This is a genomic window from Streptomyces sp. NPDC001137 (genome assembly GCF_040298885.1).
Classification (GTDB): domain Bacteria; phylum Actinomycetota; class Actinomycetes; order Streptomycetales; family Streptomycetaceae; genus Streptomyces.
The window spans coordinates 255402-269889 of sequence record NZ_JBEPBA010000006.1 but is presented as its reverse complement, the minus strand read 5'-3'; the positions used below and the strand labels follow the sequence as shown (position 1 = coordinate 269889).

The 14488-nt window shown below is 71.6% G+C and carries 15 protein-coding genes; 9 read left to right on the top strand and 6 right to left on the bottom strand.

Features of this window, described 5'->3' with window-relative positions; genetic code table 11:
• Positions 1 to 175 precede the first annotated feature (175 nt).
• The 3 genes from galE (at position 176) to idi (ending at position 3081) form a co-directional block, all read left to right on the top strand.
• Positions 176 to 1141, top strand: coding sequence for a UDP-glucose 4-epimerase GalE (gene galE, locus ABT254_RS14640; protein ID WP_351468673.1), 966 nt, complete (start codon positions 176 to 178; stop codon positions 1139 to 1141).
• Positions 1142 to 1290: 149 nt separating this feature from the next.
• Positions 1291 to 2232 (top strand): cation diffusion facilitator family transporter, encoded by a 942-nt coding sequence (locus tag ABT254_RS14635; protein ID WP_351468670.1) that lies wholly within the window; start codon positions 1291 to 1293, stop codon positions 2230 to 2232.
• A 255-nt stretch (positions 2233 to 2487) separates the two neighbouring features.
• On the top strand, positions 2488 to 3081 hold the full coding sequence (idi, locus tag ABT254_RS14630; RefSeq protein WP_351468667.1) for an isopentenyl-diphosphate Delta-isomerase: 594 nt from the start codon (positions 2488 to 2490) through the stop codon (positions 3079 to 3081).
• A 6-nt stretch (positions 3082 to 3087) separates the two neighbouring features.
• Here the strand turns inward: idi and ABT254_RS14625 are convergent, their stop codons facing one another.
• The gene (locus tag ABT254_RS14625) at positions 3088 to 3600 is read right to left on the bottom strand and encodes an ATP-binding protein (RefSeq protein ID WP_351469137.1); all 513 of its coding nucleotides are present in this window, start codon (positions 3598 to 3600) and stop codon (positions 3088 to 3090) included.
• A gap of 245 nt (positions 3601 to 3845) precedes the next feature.
• Here ABT254_RS14625 and ABT254_RS14620 point away from each other — a divergent pair, with 245 nt between their 5' ends.
• Complete coding sequence (locus ABT254_RS14620; protein ID WP_351468664.1) at positions 3846 to 4595, top strand: enoyl-CoA hydratase/isomerase family protein; 750 nt, start codon at positions 3846 to 3848, stop codon at positions 4593 to 4595.
• Here the strand turns inward: ABT254_RS14620 and ABT254_RS14615 are convergent.
• Positions 4582 to 5217 carry a DJ-1/PfpI family protein gene (locus tag ABT254_RS14615; protein ID WP_351468661.1) on the bottom strand — a complete coding sequence of 212 codons (636 nt, stop codon included), beginning with the start codon at positions 5215 to 5217 and terminating at the stop codon, positions 4582 to 4584. The two genes, ABT254_RS14620 and ABT254_RS14615, sit on opposite strands and share 14 nt — an antisense overlap.
• Before the next feature lie 10 nt (positions 5218 to 5227).
• Entirely contained in the window at positions 5228 to 6193 is a 966-nt protein-coding gene (locus ABT254_RS14610) for a GlxA family transcriptional regulator (protein WP_351468658.1), read from the bottom strand.
• A gap of 113 nt (positions 6194 to 6306) precedes the next feature.
• Here ABT254_RS14610 and ABT254_RS14605 point away from each other — a divergent pair, with 113 nt between their 5' ends.
• From ABT254_RS14605 to ABT254_RS14595, 3 genes are all read left to right on the top strand, one after another.
• On the top strand, positions 6307 to 7176 hold the full coding sequence (locus ABT254_RS14605) for an SCO6745 family protein (protein WP_351468655.1): 870 nt from the start codon (positions 6307 to 6309) through the stop codon (positions 7174 to 7176).
• A 500-nt stretch (positions 7177 to 7676) separates the two neighbouring features.
• The gene (locus tag ABT254_RS14600; protein ID WP_344400315.1) at positions 7677 to 7808 is read left to right on the top strand and encodes an LPFR motif small protein; all 132 of its coding nucleotides are present in this window, start codon (positions 7677 to 7679) and stop codon (positions 7806 to 7808) included.
• A 100-nt stretch (positions 7809 to 7908) separates the two neighbouring features.
• On the top strand, positions 7909 to 10314 hold the full coding sequence (locus ABT254_RS14595; RefSeq protein WP_351468652.1) for a Tex family protein: 2406 nt from the start codon (positions 7909 to 7911) through the stop codon (positions 10312 to 10314).
• Positions 10315 to 10590: 276 nt separating this feature from the next.
• Here ABT254_RS14595 and ABT254_RS14590 read toward each other — a convergent pair whose 3' ends face one another.
• Positions 10591 to 11169 carry a TIGR03086 family metal-binding protein gene (locus tag ABT254_RS14590; RefSeq protein WP_351468650.1) on the bottom strand — a complete coding sequence of 193 codons (579 nt, stop codon included), beginning with the start codon at positions 11167 to 11169 and terminating at the stop codon, positions 10591 to 10593.
• Positions 11170 to 11399: 230 nt separating this feature from the next.
• Between ABT254_RS14590 and ABT254_RS14585 the strand changes: the two genes are divergently transcribed.
• Both ABT254_RS14585 and ABT254_RS14580 read left to right on the top strand, forming a co-directional pair.
• Positions 11400 to 11723 carry an ArsR/SmtB family transcription factor gene (locus tag ABT254_RS14585; RefSeq protein ID WP_351468648.1) on the top strand — a complete coding sequence of 108 codons (324 nt, stop codon included), beginning with the start codon at positions 11400 to 11402 and terminating at the stop codon, positions 11721 to 11723.
• Complete coding sequence (locus ABT254_RS14580) at positions 11720 to 12157, top strand: SRPBCC family protein (protein ID WP_351468646.1); 438 nt, start codon at positions 11720 to 11722, stop codon at positions 12155 to 12157. The genes ABT254_RS14585 and ABT254_RS14580 overlap by 4 nt, the downstream gene beginning before the upstream one ends.
• Positions 12158 to 12167: 10 nt before the next feature.
• Here the strand turns inward: ABT254_RS14580 and ABT254_RS14575 are convergent, their stop codons facing one another.
• Together ABT254_RS14575 and ABT254_RS14570 are read right to left on the bottom strand one after the other, a co-directional pair.
• On the bottom strand, positions 12168 to 12644 hold the full coding sequence (locus tag ABT254_RS14575; RefSeq protein ID WP_351468645.1) for a DUF1003 domain-containing protein: 477 nt from the start codon (positions 12642 to 12644) through the stop codon (positions 12168 to 12170).
• A 93-nt stretch (positions 12645 to 12737) separates the two neighbouring features.
• Positions 12738 to 14378 carry an ABC-F family ATP-binding cassette domain-containing protein gene (locus ABT254_RS14570; RefSeq protein WP_351468642.1) on the bottom strand — a complete coding sequence of 547 codons (1641 nt, stop codon included), beginning with the start codon at positions 14376 to 14378 and terminating at the stop codon, positions 12738 to 12740.
• Between the last annotated feature and the right edge of the window lie 110 nt (positions 14379 to 14488).

Below are 14488 nucleotides of genomic sequence, written 5' to 3'. Positions count from 1 at the left end.
GATGTCGGGAGAGCGGAGTTCACCGCCCGTTCACGGGCCGATCAACGCCGTCTCCTCTGGCCTTTGCCGCGATCATCATCGGTGATCCGGGGTCCCGCCGACAAACCGCGGTGCCCAGATCAGGCATCCGGGACATTGGGAAGCGCCGGGTGGTCTCGGCATAGGGTGGGCGACCATGACATGGCTGATCACAGGCGGAGCGGGATACATCGGGGCCCATGTGGTGCGGGCCATGACCGGCGCCGGGGAGCACGTCGTCGTACTGGACGACCTGTCGGCCGGGTTCCCCGAGCGGCTGCCCGAGGACGTGCCGCTCGTCGAGGGCTCGACGCTCGACGGCGACCTGCTGAAGCGGGTGTTCGCCGAGTACGGGGTGACCGGCGTCGTCCACCTCGCCGCACGCAAGCAGGTCGCCGAGTCCGTGGCGCAGCCCACCCGCTACTACCGGGAGAACGTCGGCGGTCTCGCGACGCTGCTGGAGGCGGTCGCCGAGGCCGGGGTCGGGAAGTTCCTGTTCTCCTCGTCCGCGGCCGTCTACGGAAATCCCGATGTGGACCTCATCACCGAGGACACCGCGTGCGCGCCGGTGAACCCGTACGGCGAGACCAAGCTCACCGGCGAGTGGCTGGTGCGGGCGGCGGGCCGGGCACACGACATCTCCACGGTCTGCCTGCGGTATTTCAACGTGGCGGGCGCCGCCGCACCCGAGCTGGCGGACACGGGCGTCTTCAACATCGTCCCCATGGTCTTCGACCGGCTCACCCGCGACGAGGCCCCGCGGATCTTCGGCGACGACTATCCGACGCCGGACGGCACCTGCATCCGCGACTACATCCACGTCGCCGACCTGGCCGAGGCGCATCTGGCCGCGGCACGGCGGCTCGCCGGCCGCAGCGGTGACCTCACGGTGAACATCGGCCGCGGCGAGGGCGTCTCCGTCCGCGAGCTGATCACCGTCATCGGCGAGGTGACCGGCGACCGCCGCCCGGCCCTGGTCGAGGGCCGCCGCCCCGGGGACGCGCCGCGCGCGGTCGCCTCCGCCGCCCGGGCAGCAGAGGAGCTGGGCTGGACCGCACGGCGCGGGGTGCCCGAGATGGTCGAGTCGGCCTGGCAGGGCTGGCTGCTGCACCACGGCAGGTGACAGCACGGCAAGGAAACTGAGGCTGCCCTGACCTGCATATCGTTTCCGCAGGTCAGGGCACATGACAACGGTGTTCAGTGCCGCGTTGCCCGATACCCCCCGCCCGTAGTTCACTGTCATCCCGGGCGCAACACAGGAAGGCGGCTGCCATGGGGGCAGGGCACGATCACGGGCACGGGCACTCGCATGCCCCGCCCACCGGTACGGCCGCGGCGGCGTACCGCGGGCGGCTGCGCGTCGCCCTGTCGATCACGCTCACCGTCATGGTGGTCGAGATCGTCGGCGGTCTGCTCGCGGACTCGCTCGCGCTGATCGCGGACGCCGCCCACATGGCGACCGACGCCCTCGGGCTGGGCATGGCGCTGCTGGCGATCCAATTCGCCAACCGACCGCCGAGCGGCAACCGCACCTTCGGATACGCCCGCGCCGAGATCCTCGCGGCGCTCGCCAACTGTCTGCTGCTGCTCGGCGTCGGCGGCTACGTCCTGTACGAGGCGATCCAGCGGTTCTTCACCCCGGCCGACACCGCGGGCGGGCTGATGATCGTGTTCGGTGCGATCGGTCTGGTCGCGAACATGATCTCGCTGACGCTGCTGGTGCGCGGCCGGCAGGAGAGCCTGAACGTACGCGGCGCGTTCCTGGAGGTCGCGGCGGACGCGCTCGGCTCCCTCGCCGTGATCATCTCGGCGCTGGTGATCCTGGCGACCGGCTGGCATGCCGCGGACCCGATCGCCTCGCTGGTGATCGGCCTGATGATCGTGCCCCGCACCTGGAAGCTGCTGCGCGAGACCCTGGACGTGCTGCTTGAGGCAGCTCCGCGGGACGTCGACATGGCGGACGTACGCGCCCACATCCTGGACCTGGACGGGGTCGAGGACGTCCACGACCTGCACGCCTGGACGATCACGTCCGGGATGCCGGTGCTCTCCGCGCACGTGGTGGTGCGCTCCGACGTCCTCAGCGCCATCGGCCACGAGAAGATGCTCCACGAGCTCCAGGAGTGCCTCGGCGACCACTTCGACGTGGCGCACTGCACCTTCCAGCTGGAACCGGGCGGGCACGCGGAACACGAGGCGAGGGTGTGCCATTGAGGCAGGTGGGCCGCTGCTTGGCCGGAATGCAGCCGTCCGGCGTGACCTGGCGTCGTTAAGCCTCACAGCGTTGCCCCGGACGGTTCCCCGCCGACCGGCAGGGGCACGATCAACTACCGGGCCCCTCTTCCGGTCTTCAACCGGTGACGGCCGTGCCCGCGCCGCGCGCGGGACATGCGGGCGCGCCGCGAAGTGCCGGGAGTGCCGGATTCGTACGGCAGACTTGGGGCGCGAAGACCGATGTGAAGGATGGGTATGCCGATCACACCTGCTACCGCGACGCACACTTCGTCGAACGGCGCCGCAGACGCGATTTTGCTGGAACTGGTCGACGAGAACGGCGTCACGATCGGCACCGCGGAGAAGCTCGCCGCCCATCAGCCGCCGGGGCAGCTGCACCGCGCCTTCTCCGTCTTCCTCTTCGACGAGCGCGGCAGACTGCTGCTGCAGCAGCGGGCCCTGGGCAAGTACCACTCCCCCGGCGTGTGGTCCAACACCTGCTGCGGCCACCCCTACCCCGGCGAGGCGCCCTTCGCGGCGGCGGCCCGCCGCACGTACGAGGAGCTGGGTGTGTCCCCCTCGCTGCTCGCCGAGGCGGGCACGGTCCGCTACAACCACCCCGACCCCGACTCGGGCCTGGTCGAGCAGGAGTACAACCACCTGTTCGTCGGGATGGTGCAGTCGCCGCTGAGGCCGGACCCGGAGGAGGTCGGCGCGACGGCCTTCGTGACGCCCGACGAACTCGCGGAGCGGCACGCCAAGGACACCTTCTCGTCCTGGTTCATGACCGTGCTGGACGCGGCCCGACCGGCCGTCAGGGAGCTGACCGGCCCGTCGGCCGGCTGGTGACCTCCGTCAGAGCACCCGCAGGGGTTTGAGCGGCAGGGCGGCCCAGATCACCTTGCCGCCGCTCGACGTGTGCTCGACGTCGCACACCCCGCCCGCCTCCCGGGCGACCTCGCTGACCAGGAGCAGCCCCCGGCCGCCCTCGCCGCTGTGGTCGGTCTCCAGGGCGGTCGGGCGGTAGGGGTGGTTGTCCTCCACGGACACCCGCACCCACTCGGCGCCGACGGCGACCTCCACGGCGAGCATCGGCGAGAGCAGTGCCGCGTGCCGGACGGCGTTCGTGACCAGCTCCGAGACGATCAGCAGCAGGCCGTGGACCAGATCGTCGGAGACGGGCACCCCCTGGCGGTACAGCAGGTCCCGCACGGCGTGCCGCGCCTGCGGCACCGAGGCCTCGATGGCGGGGGCGGTGAACCGCCAGACGCCTTCGTACGGCAGCGGGTCCGCGGGCGGCCCCGGGTCGCGGGGCTCGTAAGCGCCGCCTTCTGGGCGTGGGCCGGACCCGCGCCCATGGTTGTCCATCGTCCGGTCGCCACCCTTGCGCTCGATTGTCACCACACGTCGAGTGTTGGGAACGACCCACGGCACTCCGGATGACTGAACACAAGTCAGCAGGTATCGAGCACTTATGACCGTTGGCGTATGACACGGTCAGTTGTGGGACTGGTCCTGTCACGCTTCAGCCGACTTCGCGAACTCTTCGGGTTGTACGGGTTAGGGCGCCCCCTTCCTGATCACGCGTCCGGCGCGGCGGCTAGCATCCGGCCATGGAGCCCCAGCTGCTGCACAGCGTCACCGACTCGGTCGCCACCGTCGTCATCCACCACCCGGCCAAGCGCAACGCCATGACGGCCGCGATGTGGGCCGCCCTGCCGCCGCTGCTGGACACCCTCGCGGCGGATCCGGGCGTACGGGCGCTGGTGCTGACCGGGGAGGGCTCGACGTTCTGCGCGGGCGCCGACATCTCCACGCTGCAGGGGTCGCCGGAGGAGGCACAGGGGCTCGCGGTGCGGGCCGAGGAGGCGCTGGCCGCCTTCCCGAAGCCGACGCTGGCCGCGATCCGCGGGCACTGTGTGGGCGGCGGGTCACAGCTGGCGGCGGCCTGTGATCTGCGCTTCGCCATGGAGGGCGCGCTGTTCGGGGTGACGCCGGCGAAGCTGGGGATCGTGTATCCGGCCTCCTCCACGCGCCGTCTGGTGGCGCTGGTCGGTCCGGCCGCCGCCAAGTACCTGCTGTTCTCCGGCGAGTTGATCGACGCGGAGCGGGCGCTGCGCACCGGTCTGGTGGACGAGGTGCTGCCGCAGGGTGAACTCGCCAAGCGGGTGGCCGAGTTCACCCGGATCCTGGTCTCCCGTTCACAGCTCACGCAGGCCGCGGCGAAGGAGTTCGCGAACGGGCGCACCGACCGGGACGCGTACTGGACGAAGCAGGCGCGCGGCAGCGGCGACACCGTGGAGGGGGTCGCCGCGTTCCTGGAGCGCAGGCAGCCGCGCTTCACCTGGACTACGTCAGGATGAAACGGCTCTTGGAGCGGAACTCCTCGACGAGGTGCACGGGCGCCTTCTCGGGGGAGCCGGCGTCGTAGGGCGGCTGCGGGTCGTACTCGGTCAACAGCTGTACGGCCTGGGCGTGTTCGTCGCCGGCGATCCGGCCGAGGAGGGTCAGGCCCATGTCGATGCCGGAGGAGACACCGGCCGCGGTGACGTACTTGCCGTCGAGGACCACCCGCTCCCCCGTGGGCTCGGCGCCGAACTGCTTCAGGAAGTCCAGGGCCAGCCAGTGGGAGGTGGCACGGCGGCCCCGCAGCAGGCCGGCCGCGGCGAGGAGCAGGGAGCCCGTGCACACCGATGTCGTCCAGGTGCTGGTGGCGTCGGCGGTGCGCAGCCAGTCCAGGAGGGTTTCGTTCTCCATCTGCGGGGTCTGTCCCGGGCCCCCCGGAACGATCACGATGTCGGGGCGCTCCACCTCGGCCAGGGTCTTGTCCGCGACGATCGCGAGGTTTCCGGTGTCGGTGCGGACGGGACCGGTGCGTTCGGCGACGAAGACGGTCTCCGCGTCCGGAAGGCGCCCGAGGGTCTCGTACGGCCCCACGGCGTCGAGGGCGGTGAAGCGGTCGAAGAGCACGATGGCGATCTGCATCGGGGTCCTTTCAGCGGGTGGGTGTGGGACGGAAGCGGCGGCGGTATTCCGCCGGGGCCGTGCCGAGGGTCCTGACGAAGGCGCGGCGCATGGCCTCGGGGGTGCCGTAGCCGCTGGCGCGGGAGATCTCCTCGATGCCGTCGGCCGTGTCCTCCAGGAGACGGCGGGCGTGTTCGAGGCGGACGCGGTCGACGTAGCGGCCCGGTGTCATGCCGGTCTCCGCCTGGAAGGCGCGGGCGAAGTGGCGGGGCGAGAGGGCGGCACGGGCGGCGAGGGACTCGACGTCCAGGTCGCCGGCGGGATGCTCGGTGATCCACTGCTGGACCTCGCGCAGCGGCTCGCGCCGGGCGGTCTGTGCGGCGAGCTGCGCGCTGAACTGGGCCTGGTTGCCGGGCCGGCGCAGAAAGACGACCAGGTGGCGGGCGATGGCCAGCGCGGCCTCCCGGCCCAGGTCCGCCTCCACCAGGGCCAGCGCGAGGTCGATGCCCGAGGTGACACCGGCCGAGGTGAAGACGTGTCCGTCGCGCACATAGATGGGGTCGGGGTCGACCTCGACGGACGGGTGGTCGCGGGCGAGCTTGTCGCAGTACGCCCAGTGGGTCGTGACGCGGCGCCCGTCGAGCAGGCCCGCCTCCGCGAGGAGGATGGCGCCGGTGCAGACGGAGACGAGGCGCTCCGCGCGCGGGCCGTGCGTACGCAGCCAGTCGGTCAGCCGGACGTCGCGCACCGGACGGCGGGTGCCCTGGCCGCCCGGCACGAGAAGGGTGTGCGGGGCGGCCGCGTCCGCGAGGGCGTGGTCCGGTACGAGGGTCAGGCCGCTGGAGGTGCGGACCGGGGCGCCGTCCAGGGAGGCCGTACGGATGCGGTAGGTGCCCGGAGTGTGCAGCTCGGCGCCCGCGAAGACCTCCAGGGGGCCGGTGACGTCGAGGCTCTGGACGCCGTCGAAGAGGACGAGCAGGACGGTTCGCTGCGGCATACCCACGATTCTTGGCAGCCGGACGGATGGCGGCAATGACGAGTTCCCCACCTTTCCTGCCATCCGGCGTACGGCACCGGAGCCCGTACCGACCAGTCGGTAACCTGCGCGTCATGACTACTGCCGCCCCCGATCCGCATGCCGGTCGCCGCTGCCACAACGCGCTCAACTCCCTGCACGCGACGTACTACTTCTCGCCCGACCTGGGCAGGGAGCTCGGCGCTCTCGGCATCACGCACCCGAGGGCCGTCAACCTCGCCGCGCGGGCGGCCGCGCTGGGCCCGGTCGGCCCCGGCACGGTGACGGCGACCTTCTACAACTACAAGTACGAGCTCGTGGCCCGGTATGTGCCCGCCGTGTGGGAGAGCGCCTCGCCCGCGCGGATCCTGGCCGCACGCGCGCGTGCCGTCGATGCGACCCTGCGCCGCCTGCTGGGCGAGGACACCGTGGCGTCCGAGGAGATGGCTCAGGCGGCGCGGCTGGCGCTGCGGGCCGCCGAGGCCTGTTCGCGCGCGGCCCGGCCGCTGTACTCGGCCTACGCCGACCTGCCGGTGCCCGACGAGCCGCATCTGGCGTACTTCCACGCCACCACGCTGCTGCGCGAGCACCGGGGCGACGGGCATCTCGCCGTCCTGATGTCCGCGGAGCTGGACGGTCTGGAGGCCGTGGTGACCCACACCGCGACGGGCAAGGGCATGACACCGAAGTGGGTGTTCGGCAGCCGTGGCTGGAAGCAGGCGGACTGGGACGCGGCCTGCGGGCGGCTGCGGGAGCGCGGGCTGCTGGACGGGGCGGGCGAGCTGACGGAGCGGGGCGTCGAGCTGCGGGCACACATCGAGACGGAGACGGACCGCCTGGACCGGGCGCCGTACGAGCACCTCGGGGCAGAGGACGTCGCCCGACTGACGGAGCTGGGAGCGGGATTCGCCCGGACCGCACTGGCGGCCGGGGCCTACCCCGCGGATCTGATCGGCAAGGGCTGACGAGCCCCAGGCGGAGGGCATCACTGGGCCCACGCAGCACGGGACAGGCCTCGCGGGCCGCACGTGCCGCCGGGGCCCATCCCACGGATCTGATCGGCAAGGGCTGACGAGACACAGGCAGAGAGCGCCAGCCCGTCGGCACAGCACGGGAGAGGCCTCGCCCGGGCCGCACTCGTCGCCGAGGCCCACCCGATCGATCTGATCGGCAAGCGCTGCCGAGACGCAGGCAGAGGACGTCACTCGACCGACACAGCACGGGACAACCCTCGTGCCGGCTGCACCCGCCTCCGGGCCGCCCCGCCGATCTGATCCGCAAGCACTGACGAAAAGCCCAGGCAGAGGCCGTCGCTCAGCCGACGAAGCTCGGGATCGCGTGGGCCGCACTCTTCGCCGGGGCCCACCCCGCGGAACTGATCGGCAAGGGCCGGCGAAACCCGGGTACCCGGATCTCGCCCGGCCGTCTCGGCCGGGCGGAAACCGGGAACGGAAAGGGGAATTTCGTGTTCCGCGCCATTGCAGACGTGCTGCGACAGATCGGCGGCGCGATCGCCACCGTCGTCACACTGCCCTTCCGGGCGGTCGCCCGGCTCTTCGGCGGAGCCTCGAGTTCCGCGCGGGGCCACGGGGCCTGATTCCACCGTCCCGCCTCGCCGGTTGCCGCCCTGATCCCCGACTGTCGGTGCCGCCTGCCACAATTGCGGCGCAACCTCAGTGAGAAGGCGGTACGGGATCGTGACGACACCCGGGTCCAGCGCAGTCGGGACCATCGAAGGCAGGATCGCCGAGGAACTCGGCGTACGGGAGCGGCAGGTCAGGGCTGCCGTGGAGCTGCTCGACGGCGGTTCGACGGTGCCTTTCATCGCCCGCTACCGCAAGGAAGCGACCGAGATGCTCGACGACGCGCAGCTGCGCACGATCGAGGAGCGGCTGCGCTATCTGCGGGAGCTGGAGGAGCGGCGGACCGCGATCCTGGAGTCGGTGCGCGAGCAGGGCAAGCTGACCGCGGAGCTGGAGGCGCAGATCCGCGGCGCCGAGACCAAGGCGCGGCTCGAGGACATCTACCTGCCGTACAAGCCGAAGCGCCGCACCAAGGCGCAGATCGCGCGCGAGGCCGGGCTCGAGCCGCTCGCCGAGGGCCTGCTCGCCGACCCGACGGTCGAGCCGCTCGCCGCGGCAGCCGCGTTCCTCGACCCGGACACGGGCATCGTCGAACCGCAGACCGCCCTGGACGGCGCCCGCGCGATCCTCACCGAGCGGTTCTCCGAGGACGCCGACCTGATCGGCGAGCTGCGCGAGCGCATGTGGGTGCGCGGACGGCTGGCCGCCAAGGTGCGGGAAGGCAAGGAAGAGGCGGGCGCCAAGTTCGCCGACTACTTCGACTTCGCCGAGCCGTTCACCGAACTGCCCTCGCACCGCATTCTCGCCATGCTGCGCGGCGAGAAGGAGGAGGTCCTCGACCTCGTCCTGGAGCCGGAGGAGCCCACCGACGGCCCCTCGTCCTACGAGGGCATCGTGGCCGCGAGGTTCCAGATCGCCGACCGCGGCCGTCCCGCCGACAAGTGGCTGATGGACACGGTCCGTTGGGCCTGGCGCACCCGCATCCTGGTGCACCTCGGCATCGATCTGCGCCTCAGGCTGCGCACGGCCGCCGAGGACGAGGCAGTCCAGGTGTTCGCGGCGAACCTGCGCGACCTGCTGCTCGCCGCCCCGGCCGGCACGCGCGCGACCCTGGGCCTGGACCCCGGGTTCCGCACGGGCGTGAAGGTCGCCGTCATCGACGCCACCGGCAAGGTGGTGGCCACGGACGTCATCTACCCGCACGTCCCGGCGAACAAGTGGGACGAGGCGATCGCCAAGCTGGCCCGCCTCGCGAAGGAACACGCGGTCGAGCTGATCGCGATCGGCAACGGCACGGCGTCCCGCGAGACCGACAAGCTGGCCGGTGAACTCATCACCAAGCACCCCGAGTTGGGCCTCACCAAGGTGATGGTGTCCGAGGCGGGCGCGTCCGTGTACTCGGCCTCCGCGTTCGCCTCGCAGGAGCTGCCCGACATGGACGTGTCGCTGCGCGGCGCCGTCTCCATCGCGCGCCGCCTCCAGGACCCCCTGGCCGAGCTGGTGAAGATCGACCCGAAGTCGATCGGCGTCGGCCAGTACCAGCACGACCTCTCCGAGGTGAAGCTGTCGCGCTCACTGGACGCGGTGGTCGAGGACTGTGTGAACGGCGTCGGCGTGGACGTCAACACGGCCTCGGCCCCGCTGCTCGCCCGGGTCTCCGGCATCACCTCCGGGCTGGCCGAGAACATCGTGGCGCACCGTGACGCCAACGGCCCCTTCAAGTCGCGTACGCAGCTCAAGAGCGTGGCCCGGCTCGGCCCCAAGGCGTACGAGCAGTGCGCGGGCTTCCTGCGGATCCGCGGCGGCGACGACCCGCTGGACGCCTCCAGCGTGCACCCGGAGGCCTACCCGGTCGTCCGGCGCATGGTGAAGACCTCCGGGCAGGAGGTGGCGTCGCTCATCGGCAACACGAGCGTGCTGCGTTCGCTGAGGCCGGATGAGTTCGTGGACGAGACCTTCGGTCTGCCGACCGTCACCGACATCCTCAAGGAGCTGGAGAAGCCCGGGCGCGACCCGCGGCCCGCCTTCAAGACGGCCACCTTCAAGGAGGGCGTCGAGAAGATCTCCGACCTGACCTCCGGGATGGTCCTGGAGGGCGTGGTCACGAATGTGGCGGCCTTCGGTGCCTTCATCGACATCGGTGTCCACCAGGACGGTCTGGCGCATGTCTCCGCGTTGTCCAAGAACTTCGTCAAGGACCCGCGGGATGTGGTGAAGCCGGGGGACATCGTCAAGGTGAAGGTGCTGGACGTCGACATTCCGCGCAAGCGGATCTCGCTGACGCTGCGCCTCGACGACGAGGCCGCGCCGCAGGGAGACGGCGGCGGCGACCGCCGGCAGCGGGGTGCGCGTCCGCCTCAGCAGCGGCAGCAGCAGCGTCAGGGCGGCGGCCGTGGCGGGCAGGGCGGCGGTCGTGGTGGGCAGGGCGGCGGTTCGCGCCAGGCGGCGGCGCCGGCCAACAGTGCGATGGCCGATGCTCTGCGCCGGGCGGGGTTGCTTGACCCGAAGGGCAAGCGCTGAGCCTGAGTCTCCGGCGGGAGGCCGTGGGGAGCTGCGGGCCGGTCGTGGCTCGTCGCGCCCCGCGGCGGAGCCGCTGATGTGACAGCCCCGCGCCCCCGGTGAACGGGCGCTTCGCGCCCTTCGGATCCAGGGTGGCCGAGATGTTCGCCTCGCGCGCCATCACCTGGGAAGCGTCCGAGAGCCGGGGGTACGAGACCGCCTGGGTCCAGCTCGGAGAGAGCCAGTTGCGGGCCCGCGGCCGGGCCGTGGGACCGTTCCGGAGCCGTACGCGCGCTTTCAGCCGTTCCAGCCGGGGTCCCTCCCGCTGATGCCGAGCGCCCGCCGGAACGCCGGGGCATCGGACGGCACCGGCACGGGCGGGCCGTAGCTGCCGTTGGCGCGTGCCTGCTCGGCGAGTTGCTCGACCACGCCGAGCGCTGTCCGCGCGGTCTCCTGGCTGAGAGCGAAGGGGCGGCCGGTGGCTCGCGCCAAGTCCCAGCCGTGCAGGGCGAGTTCGTGCAGGGTGATCGAGGCGGCGAGGGAGGCGGGCATCTCCCCCGGGCCGAACTCGGTGGTGCCGTCGTAGGCCGCCGGGTCGGACCAGGCTGCCGTGGCCCGGCCCGCGGAGTCGGCCAGCGCCTGCGGTGTCATGGCCGGGGCGGTGGCGCCCTCGCCGGGCTGCGCCTCCTTGCGGGCGGCGCGCGCGGCGGACAGGAGGGTTCCGCCCAGGTGGTCGACGAGCTCGGCGACGGTGAACTTCTCGCACGGGGTGCGGTCCTGGAGCTGTTCCTCGCGGATGCCGGAGGCCGTCGCGGCGACGGTTTCGGCGCACTCGCGGATGGCGGGGTGCAGTGTGCTGTGCTGGGTGGTGTTCACGGGTTTCTCTCCCTGCAGGGGTTCTCTGGCGGGCGGCGGGCCGGCTGGGGTGCGGCTGCGATCAGCCGGCGAAGAAGGGCACGGGCTGGCCGGGCTCCGCCTCGGTGACGCGCAGTTCGTTCCTTCTGTACGTGCTCAAGACCTGAGGCCCCGGAGCCGCTCGTTTTAGCGATGACTAAAATGTAGACACGAGGCTCCGGCAAATTCAAGTGGCGACTAAAATGAACTCCATGGATGCGGTACAGGTGGTCGCCGAGCCCCGGCGACGCGAGATCCTCCGCCTGGTGTGGGACGAGGAGCGGTCGGCAGGTGAGATCGCCGACCGGTTCGACGTCACGTTCGGTGCGGTCTCCCAGCACCTGAAGGTGCTCAGGGACGCCGGTCTGGTCACGCTGCGCCATGACGGCAAGAAGCGCTTCTACCGGGCCGACCACGAAGCCCTGGGCCCGCTTGCCGCGTATCTGCAGTCCATGTGGGCGGCCAAGCTGGACACGCTCGCCGAGCTGTCGGAGGCGGCGGAACGCGCGGAGCGCGGTGAAGGGACGGACACGTGAGCGTCGATGCGGTCACCCTGGAGCGGCTGATCGCCGCGCGCCCGGAGACGGTGTTCTCCTTCTTCACCGACCGGGACAAGTGGCTGTCCTGGATGGGAGCGGACGGCACGTTCAGCTTCGAGCCCGGCGGCGCCTACCGGACGCGGGTCAACGGCGACAACGTCGCGGAGGGCCGTTTCATCGAGATCGACCCGCCGAAGCGGGTGGTGTTCAGCTGGGGCTGGGCCGAGGGCGAGATGCCCTTTCCGCCCGGCTCCACGACGGTCGAGATCACCCTGGAACCGGTCGCCGAGGGCACCCTTCTCCGCCTGGTCCACCGCGGCCTGCCGTCCGCCGAGGCATGTGCCGCGCACCAGGTGGGCTGGACGCACTACACCGACCGGCTCGCGACGGTGGCAGCGGGCGGCGACCCAGGGCCCGACGACTGGTTGTGAGCCGGCCCGCTCAGCTCTGCTGCGGAGGCGGCGCGGTGCCGTTCATCCGGGCACGGTTCTCCGCGAGCAGTTCCTGCACGCGCTGCTCGACCTCCACGGGGTCCACACCGAGGGAACGGCCGATGTGCACGGCCCACACCTCCGAGCGCACGTTGGTCTCGAAGTCCAGGTCGGCGCGGACGTTCTCACGCGCGGCCTGCCGGTTCTGGCTCACCATCACGAAGGTGGACAGGAAGATCGCTTCCAGGCTGACGATCATGGTGAGCAGTCCGAAGGGATACGGGTCCCAGACCGCCCCCTTGCCGAAAGCCCCCTCGTTGCACACGATCCACACCGCGAACCACAGCGCGTGCAGATAGACGAAGGTCATGGTCCCGGCGAAGGCGGTGATCGCGTCCGCGATCCGGTCCTGGGTTCCGCGCATCCGTGCGAGGACGTCCTGCTCGTGCACGATCCGCACGGCCGGCCGCTTCGCCTCAGAACCCATGGCCCCTCCTTGTGACGCGATATGCCTCGATCACCTGCGGCACCGTCGTAGCCCCGGCCGCGACCGAGCCGCGGCGGACTCCCTACGGCCTGCTCAGCGCTCCGTGACTTTTCCGTCCGCCACCTCGAGCCGCCGGTTCACATGGACCGCGTCGAGCATGCGGCGGTCGTGGGTGACCAGGAGGAGGGTGCCCTCGTAGGCGTCGAGGGCCGACTCCAGCTGTTCGATGGCCGGCAGGTCGAGGTGGTTGGTCGGCTCGTCGAGGACGAGGAGGTTGACGCCCCGGCCCTGCAGCAACGCCAGGGCGGCGCGCGTGCGTTCTCCCGGGGACAGGGTCGCCGCCGGGCGCAGGACGTGCTCGGACTTCAGGCCGAACTTGGCCAGCAGCGTGCGCACTTCGACCGGCTCGGTGTCCGGTACGGCGGCGCAGAACGCGTCGAGCAGGGCCTCCGTGCCGTGGAACAGCTTGCGGGCCTGGTCGACCTCGCCGACCAGGACGCCGGAGCCCAGGCTCGCGTGACCCGCGTCCAGGGGGATCCGGCCGAGCAGGGCGCCCAGCAGGGTGGACTTGCCGGCGCCGTTCGCCCCGGTCACCGCCACCCGGTCCGCCCAGTCGACCTGCAGGGAGACCGGGCCGAAGGTGAAGTCGCCGCGCCGTACCTCCGCGTCCCGCAGGGTGGCCACGACGGCGCCCGAGCGCGGGGCCGACGCGATCTCCATGCGCAGCTCCCACTCCTTACGGGGCTCCTCGACCACGTCGAGCCGCTCGATCATGCGCTGCGTCTGCCGGGCCTTCGCGGCCTGCTTCTCGCTGGCCTCGCTGCGGAACTTGCGGCCGATCTTGTCGTTGTCGTTGCTCGCCTTGCGGCGGGCGTTCTTGACACCCTTGTCCATCCAGGAGCGCTGCATCTGGGCCCGGTCCTGGAGGGCGGCGCGCTTGTCGGCGTACTCCTCGTAGTCCTCGCGGGCGTGCCGGCGGGCGACGTCCCGCTCCTCCAGGTAGGCCTCGTAGCCGCCGCCGTAGAGGGTGATCTGCTGCTGGGCGAGGTCGAGTTCGAGGACCTTGGTGACCGTGCGGGTGAGGAACTCGCGGTCGTGGCTGACGACGACGGTGCCGGCCCGCAGGCCCTTCACGAACCGCTCCAGGCGCTCCAGGCCGTCCAGGTCGAGGTCGTTGGTCGGCTCGTCGAGCAGGAAGACGTCGTAGCGGGACAGGAGCAGGGACGCGAGCCCGGCGCGTGCCGCCTGGCCGCCGGACAGGGACGTCATCGGCTGGTCCAGGTCCACGGCCAGGCCCAGGGAGTCGGCGACCTCCTCGGACCGCTCGTCCAGGTCGGCGCCGCCCAGGTCGAGCCAGCGCTCCAGACTCGTCGCGTACGCGTCGTCGGCGCCCGGCGCGCCGTCGACCAGGGCCTGCGTCGCCTCGTCCATCACACGCTGGGCCTCGGCGACGCCGGTACGGCGGGCGAGGAACTCCCGGACGGTCTCGCCGGGGCGCCGCTCCGGCTCCTGCGGGAGGTGTCCGACGGTCGCGGTCGGCGGGGAGAGCCTCAGCTCCCCCTCCTCCGGTGTGAGCAGCCCCGCGAGCATCTTCAGCAGCGTGGACTTGCCCGCGCCGTTGGCGCCGACCAGCCCGATCACGTCGCCGGGCGCGACGACGAGGTCGAGCCCGGAGAAGAGGGAGCGGTCGCCGTGGCCGGCGGCTAGGTTCTTGGCGACGAGAGTGGCGGTCACAGGGGGCGATCCTAATGGGCGGGTCACGTCGGACGCGCCCGCGAAGGGAGCGGGCTGTGACGATCTGCGGCTCCGCCACGGTGGGGTCCCCCGCTCGGGCGGAGCCGAGA